At 50.6% G+C, this 13,952-nt stretch carries 17 protein-coding genes; 11 read left to right on the forward strand and 6 right to left on the reverse strand.

All coding sequences use genetic code 11. The annotated features are described in order from the left end of the window. Positions 1-54 precede the first annotated feature (54 nt). Positions 55-696, forward strand: coding sequence for an orotate phosphoribosyltransferase (gene pyrE, locus ABOC97_RS07010; RefSeq protein WP_349595614.1), 642 nt, complete (start codon positions 55-57; stop codon positions 694-696). 36 nt (positions 697-732) lie between these two features. Here pyrE and slmA read toward each other — a convergent pair whose 3' ends face one another. The 3 genes from slmA to coaBC form a co-directional block, all read right to left on the reverse strand. Then, on the reverse strand, positions 733-1,329 hold the full coding sequence (gene slmA / locus ABOC97_RS07015) for a nucleoid occlusion factor SlmA (protein ID WP_349595617.1): 597 nt from the start codon (positions 1,327-1,329) through the stop codon (positions 733-735). Positions 1,330-1,481: 152 nt separating this feature from the next. Continuing rightward, the gene (gene dut / locus ABOC97_RS07020) at positions 1,482-1,940 is read right to left on the reverse strand and encodes a dUTP diphosphatase (RefSeq protein ID WP_234501741.1); all 459 of its coding nucleotides are present in this window, start codon (positions 1,938-1,940) and stop codon (positions 1,482-1,484) included. Continuing rightward, on the reverse strand, positions 1,918-3,138 hold the full coding sequence (gene coaBC / locus ABOC97_RS07025) for a bifunctional phosphopantothenoylcysteine decarboxylase/phosphopantothenate--cysteine ligase CoaBC (protein WP_349596052.1): 1,221 nt from the start codon (positions 3,136-3,138) through the stop codon (positions 1,918-1,920). Before coaBC ends, dut begins: the two co-directional genes overlap by 23 nt. Before the next feature lie 166 nt (positions 3,139-3,304). Between coaBC and radC the strand changes: the two genes are divergently transcribed. The 4 genes from radC (at position 3,305) to mutM (ending at position 5,570) form a co-directional block, all read left to right on the forward strand. Further along, complete coding sequence (gene radC / locus ABOC97_RS07030; RefSeq protein ID WP_349595621.1) at positions 3,305-3,970, forward strand: RadC family protein; 666 nt, start codon at positions 3,305-3,307, stop codon at positions 3,968-3,970. Between the two features lie 267 nt (positions 3,971-4,237). After that, positions 4,238-4,474: a 50S ribosomal protein L28 gene (rpmB, locus tag ABOC97_RS07035; protein ID WP_002436699.1), complete on the forward strand. Its 237-nt coding sequence runs from the start codon at positions 4,238-4,240 to the stop codon at positions 4,472-4,474. A gap of 20 nt (positions 4,475-4,494) precedes the next feature. Next, complete coding sequence (gene rpmG, locus ABOC97_RS07040; RefSeq protein WP_003024094.1) at positions 4,495-4,662, forward strand: 50S ribosomal protein L33; 168 nt, start codon at positions 4,495-4,497, stop codon at positions 4,660-4,662. Positions 4,663-4,760: 98 nt separating this feature from the next. Further along, positions 4,761-5,570, forward strand: coding sequence for a bifunctional DNA-formamidopyrimidine glycosylase/DNA-(apurinic or apyrimidinic site) lyase (gene mutM, locus ABOC97_RS07045; RefSeq protein ID WP_349595630.1), 810 nt, complete (start codon positions 4,761-4,763; stop codon positions 5,568-5,570). Between the two features lie 54 nt (positions 5,571-5,624). On the opposite strand, the gene coaD is transcribed toward mutM, so the two are convergent. Next, positions 5,625-6,104, reverse strand: a complete 480-nt coding sequence (gene coaD / locus ABOC97_RS07050; RefSeq protein ID WP_349595633.1) for a pantetheine-phosphate adenylyltransferase — start codon at positions 6,102-6,104, stop codon at positions 5,625-5,627. 8 nt (positions 6,105-6,112) lie between these two features. Continuing rightward, entirely contained in the window at positions 6,113-7,390 is a 1,278-nt protein-coding gene (waaA, locus tag ABOC97_RS07055) for a lipid IV(A) 3-deoxy-D-manno-octulosonic acid transferase (RefSeq protein WP_349595636.1), read from the reverse strand. A gap of 109 nt (positions 7,391-7,499) precedes the next feature. On the opposite strand from waaA, the gene ABOC97_RS07060 reads away from it, so the two are divergent. From ABOC97_RS07060 to waaZ, 6 genes are all read left to right on the forward strand, one after another. Then, entirely contained in the window at positions 7,500-7,637 is a 138-nt protein-coding gene (locus ABOC97_RS07060; protein WP_349595639.1) for a hypothetical protein, read from the forward strand. 156 nt (positions 7,638-7,793) lie between these two features. Then, complete coding sequence (rfaQ, locus tag ABOC97_RS07065) at positions 7,794-8,864, forward strand: lipopolysaccharide core heptosyltransferase RfaQ (protein WP_349595641.1); 1,071 nt, start codon at positions 7,794-7,796, stop codon at positions 8,862-8,864. Next, positions 8,861-9,985: a glycosyltransferase family 4 protein gene (locus tag ABOC97_RS07070; RefSeq protein WP_349595644.1), complete on the forward strand. Its 1,125-nt coding sequence runs from the start codon at positions 8,861-8,863 to the stop codon at positions 9,983-9,985. The genes rfaQ and ABOC97_RS07070 overlap by 4 nt, the downstream gene beginning before the upstream one ends. Next, positions 9,978-10,775 (forward strand): lipopolysaccharide core heptose(I) kinase RfaP, encoded by a 798-nt coding sequence (rfaP, locus tag ABOC97_RS07075; RefSeq protein WP_349595647.1) that lies wholly within the window; start codon positions 9,978-9,980, stop codon positions 10,773-10,775. Before ABOC97_RS07070 ends, rfaP begins: the two co-directional genes overlap by 8 nt. A gap of 16 nt (positions 10,776-10,791) precedes the next feature. Then, positions 10,792-11,808, forward strand: coding sequence for a lipopolysaccharide 3-alpha-galactosyltransferase (gene waaO, locus ABOC97_RS07080; RefSeq protein ID WP_349595649.1), 1,017 nt, complete (start codon positions 10,792-10,794; stop codon positions 11,806-11,808). A gap of 87 nt (positions 11,809-11,895) precedes the next feature. After that, a complete protein-coding gene (gene waaZ, locus ABOC97_RS07085) occupies positions 11,896-12,678 on the forward strand; it encodes a 3-deoxy-D-manno-oct-2-ulosonate III transferase WaaZ (protein ID WP_234501732.1) in 783 nt (260 codons plus the stop codon). Between the two features lie 53 nt (positions 12,679-12,731). Here the strand turns inward: waaZ and rfaL are convergent, their stop codons facing one another. Next, positions 12,732-13,952: an O-antigen ligase RfaL gene (gene rfaL / locus ABOC97_RS07090; protein WP_349595654.1), complete on the reverse strand. Its 1,221-nt coding sequence runs from the start codon at positions 13,950-13,952 to the stop codon at positions 12,732-12,734.

The following is a 13,952-nucleotide window of genomic DNA, read 5'->3' on the forward strand; positions in this document are numbered from 1 at the left end:
CGACGTTGTCGCCCTTTTTTTTGTCCGTAATAAAGTGAGATGAGGAGCGAATCCATGAAACCGTATCAGCGCCAGTTTATTGAGTTTGCGCTTAACAAGCAGGTACTTAAGTTTGGCGAATTTACGCTGAAATCCGGGCGCAAGAGCCCCTATTTCTTCAACGCCGGGCTGTTTAATACCGGGCGCGATCTGGCACTGTTAGGCCGTTTTTATGCCGAAGCGCTGGTGGATTCCGGTATCGATTTCGATCTGCTGTTTGGCCCAGCCTACAAAGGTATTCCAATCGCTACGACCACCGCGGTGGCGCTGGCGGAACATCACGACCGTGATTATCCGTACTGCTTTAACCGTAAAGAGGCCAAAGACCACGGTGAAGGCGGCAATCTGGTGGGCAGTGCGCTGACCGGGCGTGTCATGCTGGTGGATGATGTGATAACTGCCGGTACGGCGATTCGTGAATCGATGGAGATTATCCAGGCTAATGGCGCGAAGCTGGCCGGTGTGCTGATCTCACTCGATCGTCAGGAGCGTGGTCGCGGCGAAATCTCAGCAATCCAGGAAGTGGAGCGTGATTACGGCTGTGAGGTGATTTCGATAATCACCCTGAAAGACCTGATTGCCTATCTGGAAGAAAAACCGGAGATGGCAGAGCACCTGTCATCAGTGCGGGCCTATCGCGAAGCGTACGGCGTATAAAAAAATAGCCCGGTGAAAGCCGGGCTATTTAACGAATTATTGCAGTTGGGCGAGAATCAACGGCCAGCGGGCCTCAAAGTCGTCGGTGGGACGATATTTGAATTCGCTGCGCACAAAGCGTGACAGCATGCCTTCACAGAAAGCCAGCAGTTGGCTTGCCAGTATCGTTTCATCCGTTTCGTAACCTTCCCCCTCACGCATTTTTCGTTCACGCAGCACCTGACGCAGTTGAGCTTCAATACGTTCAAACAGCTGGTTAATGCGGCCCTGCAAGCGATCCTGTTCGAACATTAGCGCGTGGCCTGTCAGGATGCGGGTCAGGCCTGGATTACGTTCACCAAAGCCGAGGACCAGCAGAACAATCAAACGCAGGCGCACGGTGGTGTCCTTTTCATCCTTCAGAATCAGGTTGATACGGGTAATCAGGCTATCTTCGATAAACTCGATAAGGCTATCGAACATGCGGGTCTTGCTAGGGAAATGCCGATACAGCGCCGCTTCGGAAACGCCTACGGAAGCCGCCAGTTTCGCAGTAGTGATACGTTGGCTACCATCGCTGGATTCAAGCATCAACGCCAGGGATTGAAGTATTTCCTCGCGACGATTCCTTTTCGCAGTTTGCTTTTCTGCCATGTTCTAAAATACCCCTGAAAATACACACTTGTCAGGCGGGCATCCGCACGGTGACCACAGCCATAATGTGCTGTGTTCTTTTTGCATTTATGACGCCGTGAGATGCGTAAAAAGCCAGCGCGTCACATCGGTGTGACGCGCCTTAGGGCGGGTTACTGACGCCCAGAGTGGCCGAAACCACCTTCGCCACGGTCGGTGGCTTCAAACGATTCGACCAGATTAAATTCGGCCTGTACGACAGGAACAAATATCATTTGCGCGACGCGTTCGCCTGGTTCGATGGTGAACGTGGTTTGTCCACGGTTCCAGATGGAGACCATTAGTTGACCTTGGTAGTCGGAGTCGATAAGCCCCACCAGGTTGCCCAGAACAATGCCGTGCTTATGGCCCAGACCAGAACGTGGCAGCATGACGGCGGCCAGAGAAGGGTCAGCGATGTGAATTGCGAGGCCCGTTGGCAGCAAGGTGGTTTCACCCGGCGCCAGTACAATGGCTTCATCAAGACAAGCGCGCAGATCAAGGCCTGCTGAGCCAGCGGTGGCATAGGTCGGCAGTGGGAACTGCTGACCAATACGCGAGTCCAGAATCTTAACGTCGATTTTTTTCATCATAACGGGTAACGATCTCGTCCAATAATAGTTGGCCCAGGAGTGACTTGCTGGCGAGAGGTAAGCGCTTCTCGCCGTCCTGCCAGAAAAGGTGTAATGCATTGTTATCGCTGTTAAAGCCCTGATTTGACTGCGATACATCATTGGCGCAAATCAGATCAAGGTTTTTACGGCTACGCTTTTGCTGCGCGTATTCTTCCACATTATTCGTTTCGGCGGCAAATCCTACGACATAAGGTCGATGCTTTTTCAGCGCTGCAACGCCTGCCACGATGTCAGGGTTTTTCACCATTTTTATTGTGAATTCATCACCCTGTGTGTCCTGTTTTTTAATTTTTTCCTCAGCAATAACCGCTGCGCGATAATCCGCAACGGCGGCACAGCCGATGAAAATGTGCTGCTGTTCCGCTCCTGCCTGAACAACGGTGTTCATCTCTTCGGCTGTGGTGACATCAACACGCTGCACAAACGCCGGTGTGGCTAGCGACACCGGCCCGCTAATCAACGTGACGTTTGCGCCACGGCGTGCAGCGGCTTCTGCGATGGCAAACCCCATTTTCCCTGAACTGTGGTTGCTGATATAGCGCACCGGATCTAAAGGTTCACGGGTAGGGCCTGCGGTAATCATGATGTTCAGATGTTGCAAATCTTTGATGGGCGAAAAATGCTCTGCGGCCATATCGACAATGGTCAGCGGGTCGAGCATGCGCCCAGGACCAACATCGCCGCAAGCCTGGCTGCCGCTATCAGGGCCCCAGATAAGCAGATTGCGGGATGCCAATACCGCGAGATTATGCTGGGTAGCCGTTGCACGATACATCTGCTGATTCATGGCGGGAACGACCGCAACGGGAGACGGTGTGGCCAGACAGATAGTTGAGACCAAATCATTAGCCATACCGGCGGTGATGCGAGCAATCAAATCGGCCGTGGCGGGGGCCAGGATAACAAGGTCGGCCCATTTTCCCAGCTCAATGTGGCCCATTGCCGCTTCTGCTGCGGTATCGAGCAGGCTATCGGAAACCGGATAACCGGAAACGGCCTGCAGGCTTAGCGGGGTGATGAAGGCTTTTGCAGCTTCGGTCATGGCAACCCGTACGTCTGCACCGCGCTCGCGCAGTCGGCGCACCAGTTCCGGTGTTTTGTAAGCAGCAATACCGCCGCTGACGCCAAGGACAATTTTCTTACCGGCCAGGCTCATCATGATTCTTTCCTGTTTGGGGTACATCAGAATTCGCGCATTTTATCACAATCCTTGCGAGGTCGTGCGCGGCACTTTGCGAGGCGCTACGCAAGAGTGATATCAGCATCGTGCACTGTGGTGAAGGCTGTGACAGCATGGCGAAATCGATGGCGAGGAGGCTGCAATGGAGAGTTTAGAGGCGATGATGCCGCGTGAGAAAATGCAGCGGTACGGGATTGAGTCACTGTCGGATACCGAACTATTGGCGCTGTTTTTACGAACAGGGACGCGTGAAAAAAACGTCATGCGCTATTCTCACGATCTGCTGCGCCATTTCGGTTCACTGTATGGTCTGCTTTCGGCGTCCGAAAAAGAGATTATTCAGGTTGACGGGATAGGGCTTGCCAAGTTTGCACAGCTAAAAGGGATTGCCGAGCTGGCACGTCGTTACTTTAGCCTGCGGGTGCTGGAAGAGGACCTTCTGCTCAGCCCAGAGATGACGCTTGAGTTTTTACAAAGCCAACTGGCCGACGAAGAGCGGGAAATTTTTTTAGTTATCTTTCTCGATAACCAACACAAAGTCCTCAAGCACAGCCGACTTTTTGCCGGAACGCTGAGCCATGTTGAGGTGCATCCGCGCGAAATTGTACGAGAAGCCATCAAAGTCAACGCGGCGGCAGTGATCCTGGCGCATAATCATCCATCAGGAAATGCTGAACCCAGTAAATCAGACAGACTTATTACTGAAAGGGTGGTAAAATGTTGCCAATTCATGGATGTACGCGTACTCGATCATCTGGTTATAGGCCGTGGTGAGTATGTTTCTTTTGCCGAACGAGGCTGGATTTAGCGGATTTCTACGCGATCCACCGGGATCTTTGTCTGTTCGGGACTTGAGCATAACGTCGTGGCGGCGTATACTACGCCACCTTTGAGAATCTCGGGTTTGGCATTTGGGCCTGGCAATCGAGAGTTCACTTAGACGCCAATTCATTCAAGTTGCTTTAGAGCGGCGTGAGTGATGACGTGTAGAACTGCGATGACCGGGCTGTAAAGCCTGACGAGGCGCCGATACCCCATACGAAGCTCGAGCTAATTTGATTTTTGGAGAATAAACATGTCCCGAGTCTGCCAAGTTACTGGCAAGCGTCCGGTGACCGGTAACAACCGTTCCCACGCACTGAACGCGACTAAACGCCGTTTCCTGCCGAACCTGCACTCTCACCGTTTCTGGGTTGAGAGCGAGAAGCGTTTTGTCACCCTGCGTGTATCTGCTAAAGGTATGCGTGTAATTGATAAGAAAGGCATCGATACAGTTCTGTCCGAACTGCGTGCCCGTGGCGAAAAGTACTAAGTACTTAGAGGAAATAAATCATGGCTAAAGGTATTCGTGAGAAAATCAAGCTGGTTTCTTCTGCTGGTACTGGTCACTTCTATACCACCACGAAGAACAAGCGTACTAAGCCGGAAAAACTGGAACTGAAAAAGTTCGATCCAGTTGTCCGTCAGCACGTACTGTACAAAGAAGCTAAAATTAAATAATTTTAGTTTCGATGTAGCAAAAAACCTCGCCTCGGCGGGGTTTTTTGTTTTCTAGGCGTCCCCATAATAGAGAGATCTGTATTACAGCCGGAGACGCTATGCCTGAATTACCCGAAGTTGAAACCAGCCGCCGGGGGATTGAACCTCACCTGGTCGGTGCGACCATCCAGCATGCCGTCATCCGCAACGGTCGCCTGCGCTGGCCCGTCTCTGATGAAATCTACCGTCTAAGTGACAAACCCGTCCTGAGCGTCCAGCGACGCGCCAAATACCTGTTGCTAGAGCTTCCTGACGGCTGGATTATCATTCACCTCGGTATGTCCGGCAGCCTGCGCATCTTGCCGGAGGAACTGCCAGCGGAAAAGCACGACCACGTCGATTTAGTCATGAGTAACGGTAAAGTGCTGCGTTATACCGATCCACGGCGCTTTGGCGCCTGGTTATGGACCTCTGTGCTGGAAGGGCATAGCGTGCTTGCTCATCTCGGCCCTGAGCCGCTCAGCGAAGAATTCAACGCTGAGTACCTGCTGGCGAAATGTGCGAAGAAGAAGACCGCCATAAAGCCCTGGCTGATGGATAACAAGCTGGTGGTGGGGGTAGGGAACATTTATGCCAGCGAATCGCTGTTTGCCGCAAAGATCCATCCGGATAGGCTCGCGTCGTCATTATCGAGAGACGAAGGTGAACGGCTGGTTGAGGCGATAAAAGCGGTGCTGAAGCGCTCGATTGAGCAGGGCGGAACGACGCTAAAAGATTTCCTGCAAAGCGATGGCAAGCCGGGATATTTTGCCCAGCAACTACAGGTGTATGGGCGTAAAGGGGAACCTTGTCGTACCTGCGGGACACCGATTATCGCCAGTAAGCATGCGCAGCGGGCGACGTTTTACTGCAAGCAGTGTCAGAAATAAAGTCGTGGTTTTCTCGGACGTCGCAGAATTGCGCGACGCCCGGATGTTGTGCGTTTACTTCAGCTTTTCCATCAGTGCCTGATGCACATTCGCGGGCAGGAAGTGGGTGACATCCCCATTGTGGCGCGCCACCTCTTTCACCAGCGATGATGAGATAAACGACCAGTCTTTTGACGGCATCAAAAAGACGCTTTCCAGCTCGGGCATCAGGTGGCGGTTCATATGCGCCAGCTGCATTTCATATTCGAAATCAGCCACGGCACGCAGGCCGCGAATCAGGATATTCGCCCGCTGAGTGCGGGCAAAATTGGCCATCAGGTCGCTAAAACCCATCACCTCAACGTTACTGAGGTGCACCGTTGCCTGCTGGGCCAGCGCGACGCGCTCGCTCAAGTCAAACATCGGTTTTTTACTCGGGCTGGCTGCAATGGCGAGGATGACGTGGTCAAACATGCATGCTGCACGCGTGACAATATCGAGGTGTCCATTGGTAATTGGATCGAAGGTGCCCGGATAAATCGCCCGTGTTTGCATAATAACCCTCAATGCGTTTTCGGTGGCAGGTACGGCTCCAGGAGTTGCAGCAAGCGCTGCAATGCACCCTGATTCTGGTACAGAACCTCAACGGCGTGACGGCCGTAGAAACTACGGTAATCCGCATCGGCTAATAGAGAGGATATCTCTTTTTCGAGGCTTGCGGCATCGGTGACTGTAATCAGCCCGCTCGCCTGTTCCAGGCGTGCGCAGATATCTTTAAAGTTGAAGGTATGCGGCCCCATCAGCACCGGGATGGCATGCGCTGCGGCTTCCAGCGGGTTATGACCACCGCGTTCAACCAGCGAGCCGCCAACAAATGCCAGATCGGCAATGCCGTACAACAGCATCAATTCACCCATGGTGTCACCAATCACTACCTGCGTGGTCGCGGATGGGACTTCACCGGAAGAACGTGTTGTGTAGGTTAAACCTGCCTGACGAGTCAGGTTGATGGCATCCGGGAAACGTTCTGGATGACGAGGCACCAGAATCAGCAGTAAATCAGGATAGTGCTTCAGTAGCGCCTGGTGGGCGGCAATAATAATGCTCTCTTCACCATCATGGGTACTGGTGGCTATCCACACCGGACGGTGCGGTGCCCATTGGCGACGCAGCGTGATGGCCCTCGCCGCCAGCTGCGGCGTTACGGAAATATCAAATTTCAGGCTGCCGGTGATGGTGACCTGGCTGCTCTTTGCACCCAGCGCTACAAAGCGCTTACCGTCTTCATCGTTTTGCGCCGCAATCAGCGTAATACGCTGGAGTAACGTGCGTACAAAGGAGCCGAGTTTCGCGTAACCGGCCGCAGAGCGTTCGGAGAGGCGGGCGTTAGCGATGACCAGTGGAATATGGCGGCGATGCAGCGAGGCTATCAGGTTTGGCCACAGCTCAGTTTCCATAATTAACACCAGCTTAGGGTCAATCTTATCGAGGAAACGGTTAAGCGCATCGGGTAAATCATAGGGCAGATAGACGTGCTGAACGTCTTTGCCAAAGGCGGACTGGACACGCTCTGAACCTGTCGGCGTCATCGTGGTCACAGTGATGGGTAAATCAGGGTAACGGTGGCGCAGAGCGCGAACCAACGGGATAGCGGCCAGCGTTTCACCGACGGAAACTGAGTGCAGCATAATCCCGCCAGATTTCAGCGGCTGGCGATAAAATCCGTAACGTTCACCCCAGCGTTTACGATAGGCCGGAGCCTTACGTCCGCGCACCCAAAGCCGTATCCAGATGAGAGGCTGAATAAGGTAGAGAAGGGCGGTGTAAAGCAATTCAAGCATAATAAATAGCTGAGTTATGAATGTGCTGAGGATTCTATGTATTTACCTGAGGCTTTACCATTACTTTTGCTGTTTTTGGTCTAAATTATCCACAGCATGGTGGCTTGCCGTGGATATCACTGCTTATCACCCATTTTTATGCTGTCGGTTGCGATTTGCCCTGGAGCAAATGGGCAAAGAGTTAGCTGGAATTAATGAACGTCATAATAATTCTATTAGCATGATTTTTAAGGCTAAAATGATTTAATCGCGTGAAATGCTTCCTGTTCGGATTGCGACAAAAGAAGTGGTACACTATCGCGTCAAAAATGAGTGCAATATCAGTAATCAGGTCACTGTTAAGCCTGAACGGTAGCGTACTTTTTCCAACTTTTATCGGAAAATCTCAACCAAAGAGTCGCTTGTGGAAAAGCCATTTAGAAAAATTTTGCTCATTAAAATGCGTTTTCACGGGGATATGCTGCTGACTACTCCCGTTATTAGCACGCTTAAACGCCATTATCCTGACGCGAAGGTTGATGTCCTGTTGTACCAGGATACGATGCCTATTTTATCCGAGAACCCTGAAATCAATGCGCTGTATGGCCTTAAAAATAAGAAAGCCAAAACCGCAGAGAAAGTCACTAATTTCGTCAGTCTAATCAGGGTGCTGCGTTCGAATAAATACGACCTGGTCATTAACATGGCCGATCAGTGGATGGTTGCCGTATTGGTGCGTCTGCTGAACGCGCCAATGAGTATTTCGCAGGACTACCAGCATCGCCAGTCCTCTTTTTGGCGTAACAGCTTCACGCACCTTGCGCCGTCTAAAGGCGACAACGTGGTTGAGAGTAATCTGTCGGTGCTGGCACCGCTGGGCCTCGATTCCTATGTTACTGAAACGACAATGAGCTATAACCCTGTCTGTTGGGAACGCGTACGTCAGGAGCTGAATAAGGCCGGCGTCGGCGAGCGCTATGTGGTGATTCAACCGACGGCGCGACAGATTTTTAAATGCTGGGAGAATCAAAAATTCTCGCAGGTGATTGATGCGTTGCATGAGCGGGGGATGGAAGTTGTTCTGACCTCTGGCCCAGGCGCTGATGACCTGGCGTGCATTGCCGCCATTGCCCAAGGTTGTAAAACGACGCCGGTGACTGCCCTGGCGGGGAATGTGACATTTCCTGAACTCGGCGCGCTTATTGACCATGCGGTGTTGTTTATTGGCGTTGACTCTGCGCCGGGGCATATTGCGGCAGCGGTCAAAACGCCGCTGATAGCTCTGTTCGGCGCGACAAACCATGTTTTCTGGCGTCCATGGTCAAACAATATGATTCAATTCTGGGCCGGTGATTATCGCCCCATGCCGCCGCGTGAGCAGCGCAATCGCAATGAAATGTATCTCTCAGTGATTCCCGCAGAGGATGTCATTGCCGCGATTGATAAAATCTTGCCTGCCCCTCATGCCGAATCCGTCATAGGCGAAGAATTATGATCGTTGCATTCTGTCTGTATAAGTATTTTCCTTTCGGTGGCTTACAGCGGGATTTCATGCGTATTGCGCAGACCGTAGCAGCCCGTGGTCACCAGGTGCGCGTTTATACCCAATTTTGGGAAGGTGAACATCCCGAAGCCTTTGAGCTCATTCTGGTTCCAGTGAAATCCCGAACTAACCACGGGCGTAATGCTGAGTATTACGCGTGGGTGCAACATCATCTGCGCGAGCATCCGGTGTCGCGCGTGGTGGGCTTTAATAAGATGCCGGGGTTGGACGTCTATTATGCGGCTGATGTTTGCTACGCCGAGAAAGTCGCGCAGGAAAAGGGTTTCTTCTATCGTCTGACGTCACGCTATCGGCATTATGCCGCCTTTGAACGTGCGACCTTCGAGCAGGGAAAAAATACGCAGCTACTGATGCTGACAGATAAGCAAATTGCCGATTTCCAAAAGCATTATCAGACTGAGTCCGGGCGTTTTCATATTTTGCCGCCGGGGATCTACCCAGATAGAAAATACAGTCAGCAGATCCCCGATGCCCGCCAGGTTTATCGCCAAAAGAATGGTCTGACGGAGTCGCAGAATGTGCTGTTACAGGTGGGTTCTGACTTTACGCGTAAAGGCGTAGACCGTACCCTCAACGCGATGGCATCGTTACCTGAAAGCCTGCGTCAGAATACCCAGTTGTTCATTGTCGGACAGGATAAGCCGGGTAAATTTGCGGCATTAGCCGAGAAACTAGGTATTCGCCGCAACGTTCATTTCTTCTCCGGGCGTAACGATGTGGCAGAATTGATGGCAGCGGCCGATCTTCTGCTGCATCCGGCCTATCAGGAAGCAGCCGGAATCGTGCTGCTCGAGGCCGTGACCGCAGGTTTGCCAGTATTAACGACCAGCGTATGCGGGTATGCGCACTATATTGCAGATGCAAACTGCGGTGCGGTGATGAATGAACCTTTCCGGCAAGATGCTCTGAATGAGATTTTACTCAAAGCACTAACCCAGCCAGCGCTGCGCACGGCCTGGGCGGAAAATGCGCGTAACTATGCGGATACACAAGATTTGTACAGTCTGGCGGACAAAGCGGCAGATATCATTATAGGTGATTTAGATGGTTGAGCTGAATGAACCGCTGGCCACGCTGTGGCGCGGAAAAGATGCCTTTGAAGAGGTGAAGCACCTGCAAGGTGAGGTGTTTCGTGAGCTGGAAACCCGCCGTACGCTGCGCTTTGAGCTGGCGGGCGGCAGTTATTTTCTGAAATGGCACCGAGGCACCTCCCTCAAAGAGATCGTCAAAAACCTGATTTCACTGCGGATGCCGGTGCTGGGCGCCGACCGGGAATGGAATGCGATTCACCGCCTGCACGACGTGGGTGTTGATACTATGCACGGGGTTGGTTTCGGTGAGAAAGGGTTGAACCCGCTGACCAAAACGTCATTTATCATTACCGAAGATCTCACGCCGACCATTAGCCTTGAAGATTACTGTGCCGATTGGGCGACGAATCCCCCTTCCGCAGCGGTGAAACGCATGCTGATTAAGCGCGTTGCCACAATGGTGCGTAAAATGCACCTGAGCGGGATTAACCACCGCGACTGCTATATCTGTCACTTCCTGCTGCATCTGCCGTTTAACGGTGAGGAAGAGACGCTGAAGGTCTCGGTGATTGACCTGCATCGGGCGCAGATCCGCAATCAGGTACCGCTCCGCTGGCGCGATAAAGACCTGATTGGGCTCTATTTCTCATCGCTGAATATCGGCCTGACGCAGCGTGATATTTTACGTTTTATGAAAGTTTATTTTGATAAACCTATCAGAGATGTGCTGCGAGAAGAGCAGCCACTGCTGGCAAAAGCCGCAGAGAAGGCTAACAAAATACAAGAAAGAACGATCAGAAAGTCGTTGTAATTGCCGGGAGCAGGACATGACCTATTCGTATTTGAATGCCGATGAGATGATTAAAGAGACGATCGTCTTTAATGAAGGCCAGCTGGCACCGGTAGTTTCACCGTTCCATATTGCCTACGGGATTGATAAGAATTTTCTCTTTGGCTGTGGCGTTTCTATTGCTTCGATTCTTCTACATAACCGCAGCATGGACTTTGTGTTTCATGTTTTCATCGATGTCATTTCTGAAGAAGAAAAGCGGCATTTCGCGCAGCTGGCAAAGGATAATGGCACCTGTATTCAAATCCATATCGTCAACTGCGAGCGGCTAGCGGCTTTCCCGACCACCAAAAACTGGTCGGTAGCGATGTATTTCCGCTTTATCATCGGCGACTACTTTATTGGCAAACAGTCCCGGCTGCTTTATCTGGATGCAGACATTGTCTGCCAGGGCGAAATTAGTGAATTGTTAGCGCTAGAGCTTGCGGATACCGTGGCGGGCGTAGTTCCTGAGCGTGATGGGAAATGGTGGCTATCACGAAGCAAAAGCCTGGACTGCCCGGCCATTGCCAAAGGCTATTTCAACTCTGGCGTACTGCTGTTGAATATCCCCGCGTGGGCCAGTGAATATGTCTCGGGCAAGGCAATGTCGCTGTTGTCCGACAAAAGTGTCACACGCAAGCTGAGCTTTATGGATCAGGATATCCTGAACATTATTCTCTGCGGAAAAGTGACGTTTATGGATGGTAAATACAATACTCAGTTCAGTCTCAACTATGAGTTGAAGGACGCGTTTATCAACCCTATTCACGACGGTACGGTGCTGATTCACTATGTCGGGCCGACGAAGCCGTGGCATAACTGGGCCAGCTACCCAAGTGCGGAGCCATTTTTGCAGGCGAAAGCCGTTTCGCCGTGGAAAGATTTGCCGTTGCTGAAACCCGGGAATGCGAACTATGCGCGCTACTGCGCAAAGCATAACTTTAAGAATAACAAGCCGTTCGCCGGCGTGATGAACTATATTTACTATTTCTATTTAAGGGTGGTTAAGTAGTCATTTGAATTTTATGACTATTTTAGCTTCAGGTTAACAATCTCGATCCGCCTTTCAGGTAACGATATTATTTTTGGTGGCAGTCTTATGAGCGGTAAATTGCACAGCATCACAACCGAAGACGTTAACGAAATCAAACGTCACAAGACCTCTGAAAACTGCATTATTTTCCTCTCAGGGCCATCATCGCTGAAAACGCCACTAAGTCTACTGGCGGCATCGGACGTTATCTCTGTCAACGGCTCCGCCCGCTATCTGTTGGATAACAATATTCGGCCATTCATTTATGTGCTGACCGACTCCCGCTTTTCACTGCAGCGAAACGATGATTTCCGCGAGTTTATGAAGAAAAGCAAATATGCCATCGTCAACGGCGAGGTATATGACAGGGCTTCTGAGGAAGATAAGCGTTATATCGACGATCACGGCTTTGTGATTCGCTCTCTGTATCAGCGGGAAAAGGGCGGGTTCTTTAAGAAAATTAAGTTCACCATCGCGTCGAAACTGGACGACAAAATACTGATTGATGTTCCTGTCTCGAAGAAGAAACGGTTGGCGGGTTTCAGCCTGGATATTACCCATGGCTACTGCTCATGTCATACGGTGGCGTTTGCTGCACTTCAGGTTGCGTACAGTTTGGGCTATCAGAAAATCATCCACTCTGGGTTGGATCTGGTTGATACCTGTGGCCGTTTTTACGATGAGAAACATAACCAACAGCCGTCGGAATTGAGTCGGGACTTAGGTAAAATCTTGCCGTTCTATCGGTTTATGCGCGAGAACGTAGCGGATATTCAGGTTTATAACCTCTCCGATACGACGGCCATCGACTACGATGTGATACCGTTTATTACCCCAGACGAAGTGTAGTACTTACATCGCCGGTAAATTAAAAAAGGCTGCATTATGCAGCCTTTTCTATTTTAGTTTTGCTGTGGCTTGAATTTTAGCGCCAGCGCAATACCCATCAGCATCGTCAGGTTTTCGATACTGACGGTTTCGAAAGCGCCGCGAACAAAGAGGTTACCTACAAGTATCAGGCTAATCAGAAGCCAGGCTTCTTTGACCATACCTTTGCTGTTCTTATAACCTTTAACCGCCTCTACCAACACTGAAATCAGGAGGTACCAGAGTGCGAACAGACCAAGAAGACCACCTGCAAACCATTCTGAAAGCGTCAGATTGTGTGGTCCGATTGATTTTTTAAAGAACCACTGAGGGTAGTCTTGCACCCGGCTGTCATAAACCCGGTAGAACACAGTCTCACCATAACCATATCCTTTGATTGGATTTTCCTTAATTAAATCAACGGCTGCACCTTGCGTTCCACCACCGTAACGATAAGAACTGGAGGTTTGTTGCATTTTATGGAATAGCAACTTGAGGCTATCTGGATCTTTCAGGTGTCCCATAGCGAGTACGCCGCCCAGTAACACAACGGCGATCAGCGGCAATTTCCATTCACGCTTAAGAATACACCAGATAAATGCGGGTATGAGAATAGAGAGCCAGGTTCCACGCTGCAGCGTTCCTACAATCATGAAACCCATCACCGCTGCAATAACAAAGAACAATATTTTTGCTTTTGCGGTTTTGATATTCCAGAGGAACAGGAACGCGGGTGTCATAAATATCAGTATGTCAGATTTATATTTATGATTGAAATCTGTAAGCGGCATAATTCCTTGCTGATATTCGCGGAAATACTGCCAGCCATCGACAAGCGCCAGGGGCAGGATGCCGATAATCAGAGAGTAAATTAGTGTTTTTGAAATGTTATCTTTACTTTCTGCATGTAACAATATTGGGATGATCAACGTCATCAGCAGTAGTTTTTCAAGAATAGTATTTGCGAATTTGCTGAGGCTGTAAGCATGATCAAAAGAGATTGCGACAGCATAAGCACTCACAAGAACAAAGCATAGCAGCGAGTACGTTAAGTTATTCTTGAAGAAACCCAGCAAGGCGGATTTTTTCTTCACTACATAATAAAGTGCAGTTATCACCATTAAAGCAGAAACAATATGTTTATAACGAGTGATGTGCTCAAAGAAGTACATCATTATAAACAGTGAAACCAATCCGCGGTTCCAAATAGATTGCCAGCAACACTCCCGTTGCTTCAATGAATTGGATAAAGTCAT

The organism is Kluyvera huaxiensis (assembly GCF_040149365.1).
GTDB lineage: Bacteria > Pseudomonadota > Gammaproteobacteria > Enterobacterales > Enterobacteriaceae > Kluyvera > Kluyvera intermedia_A.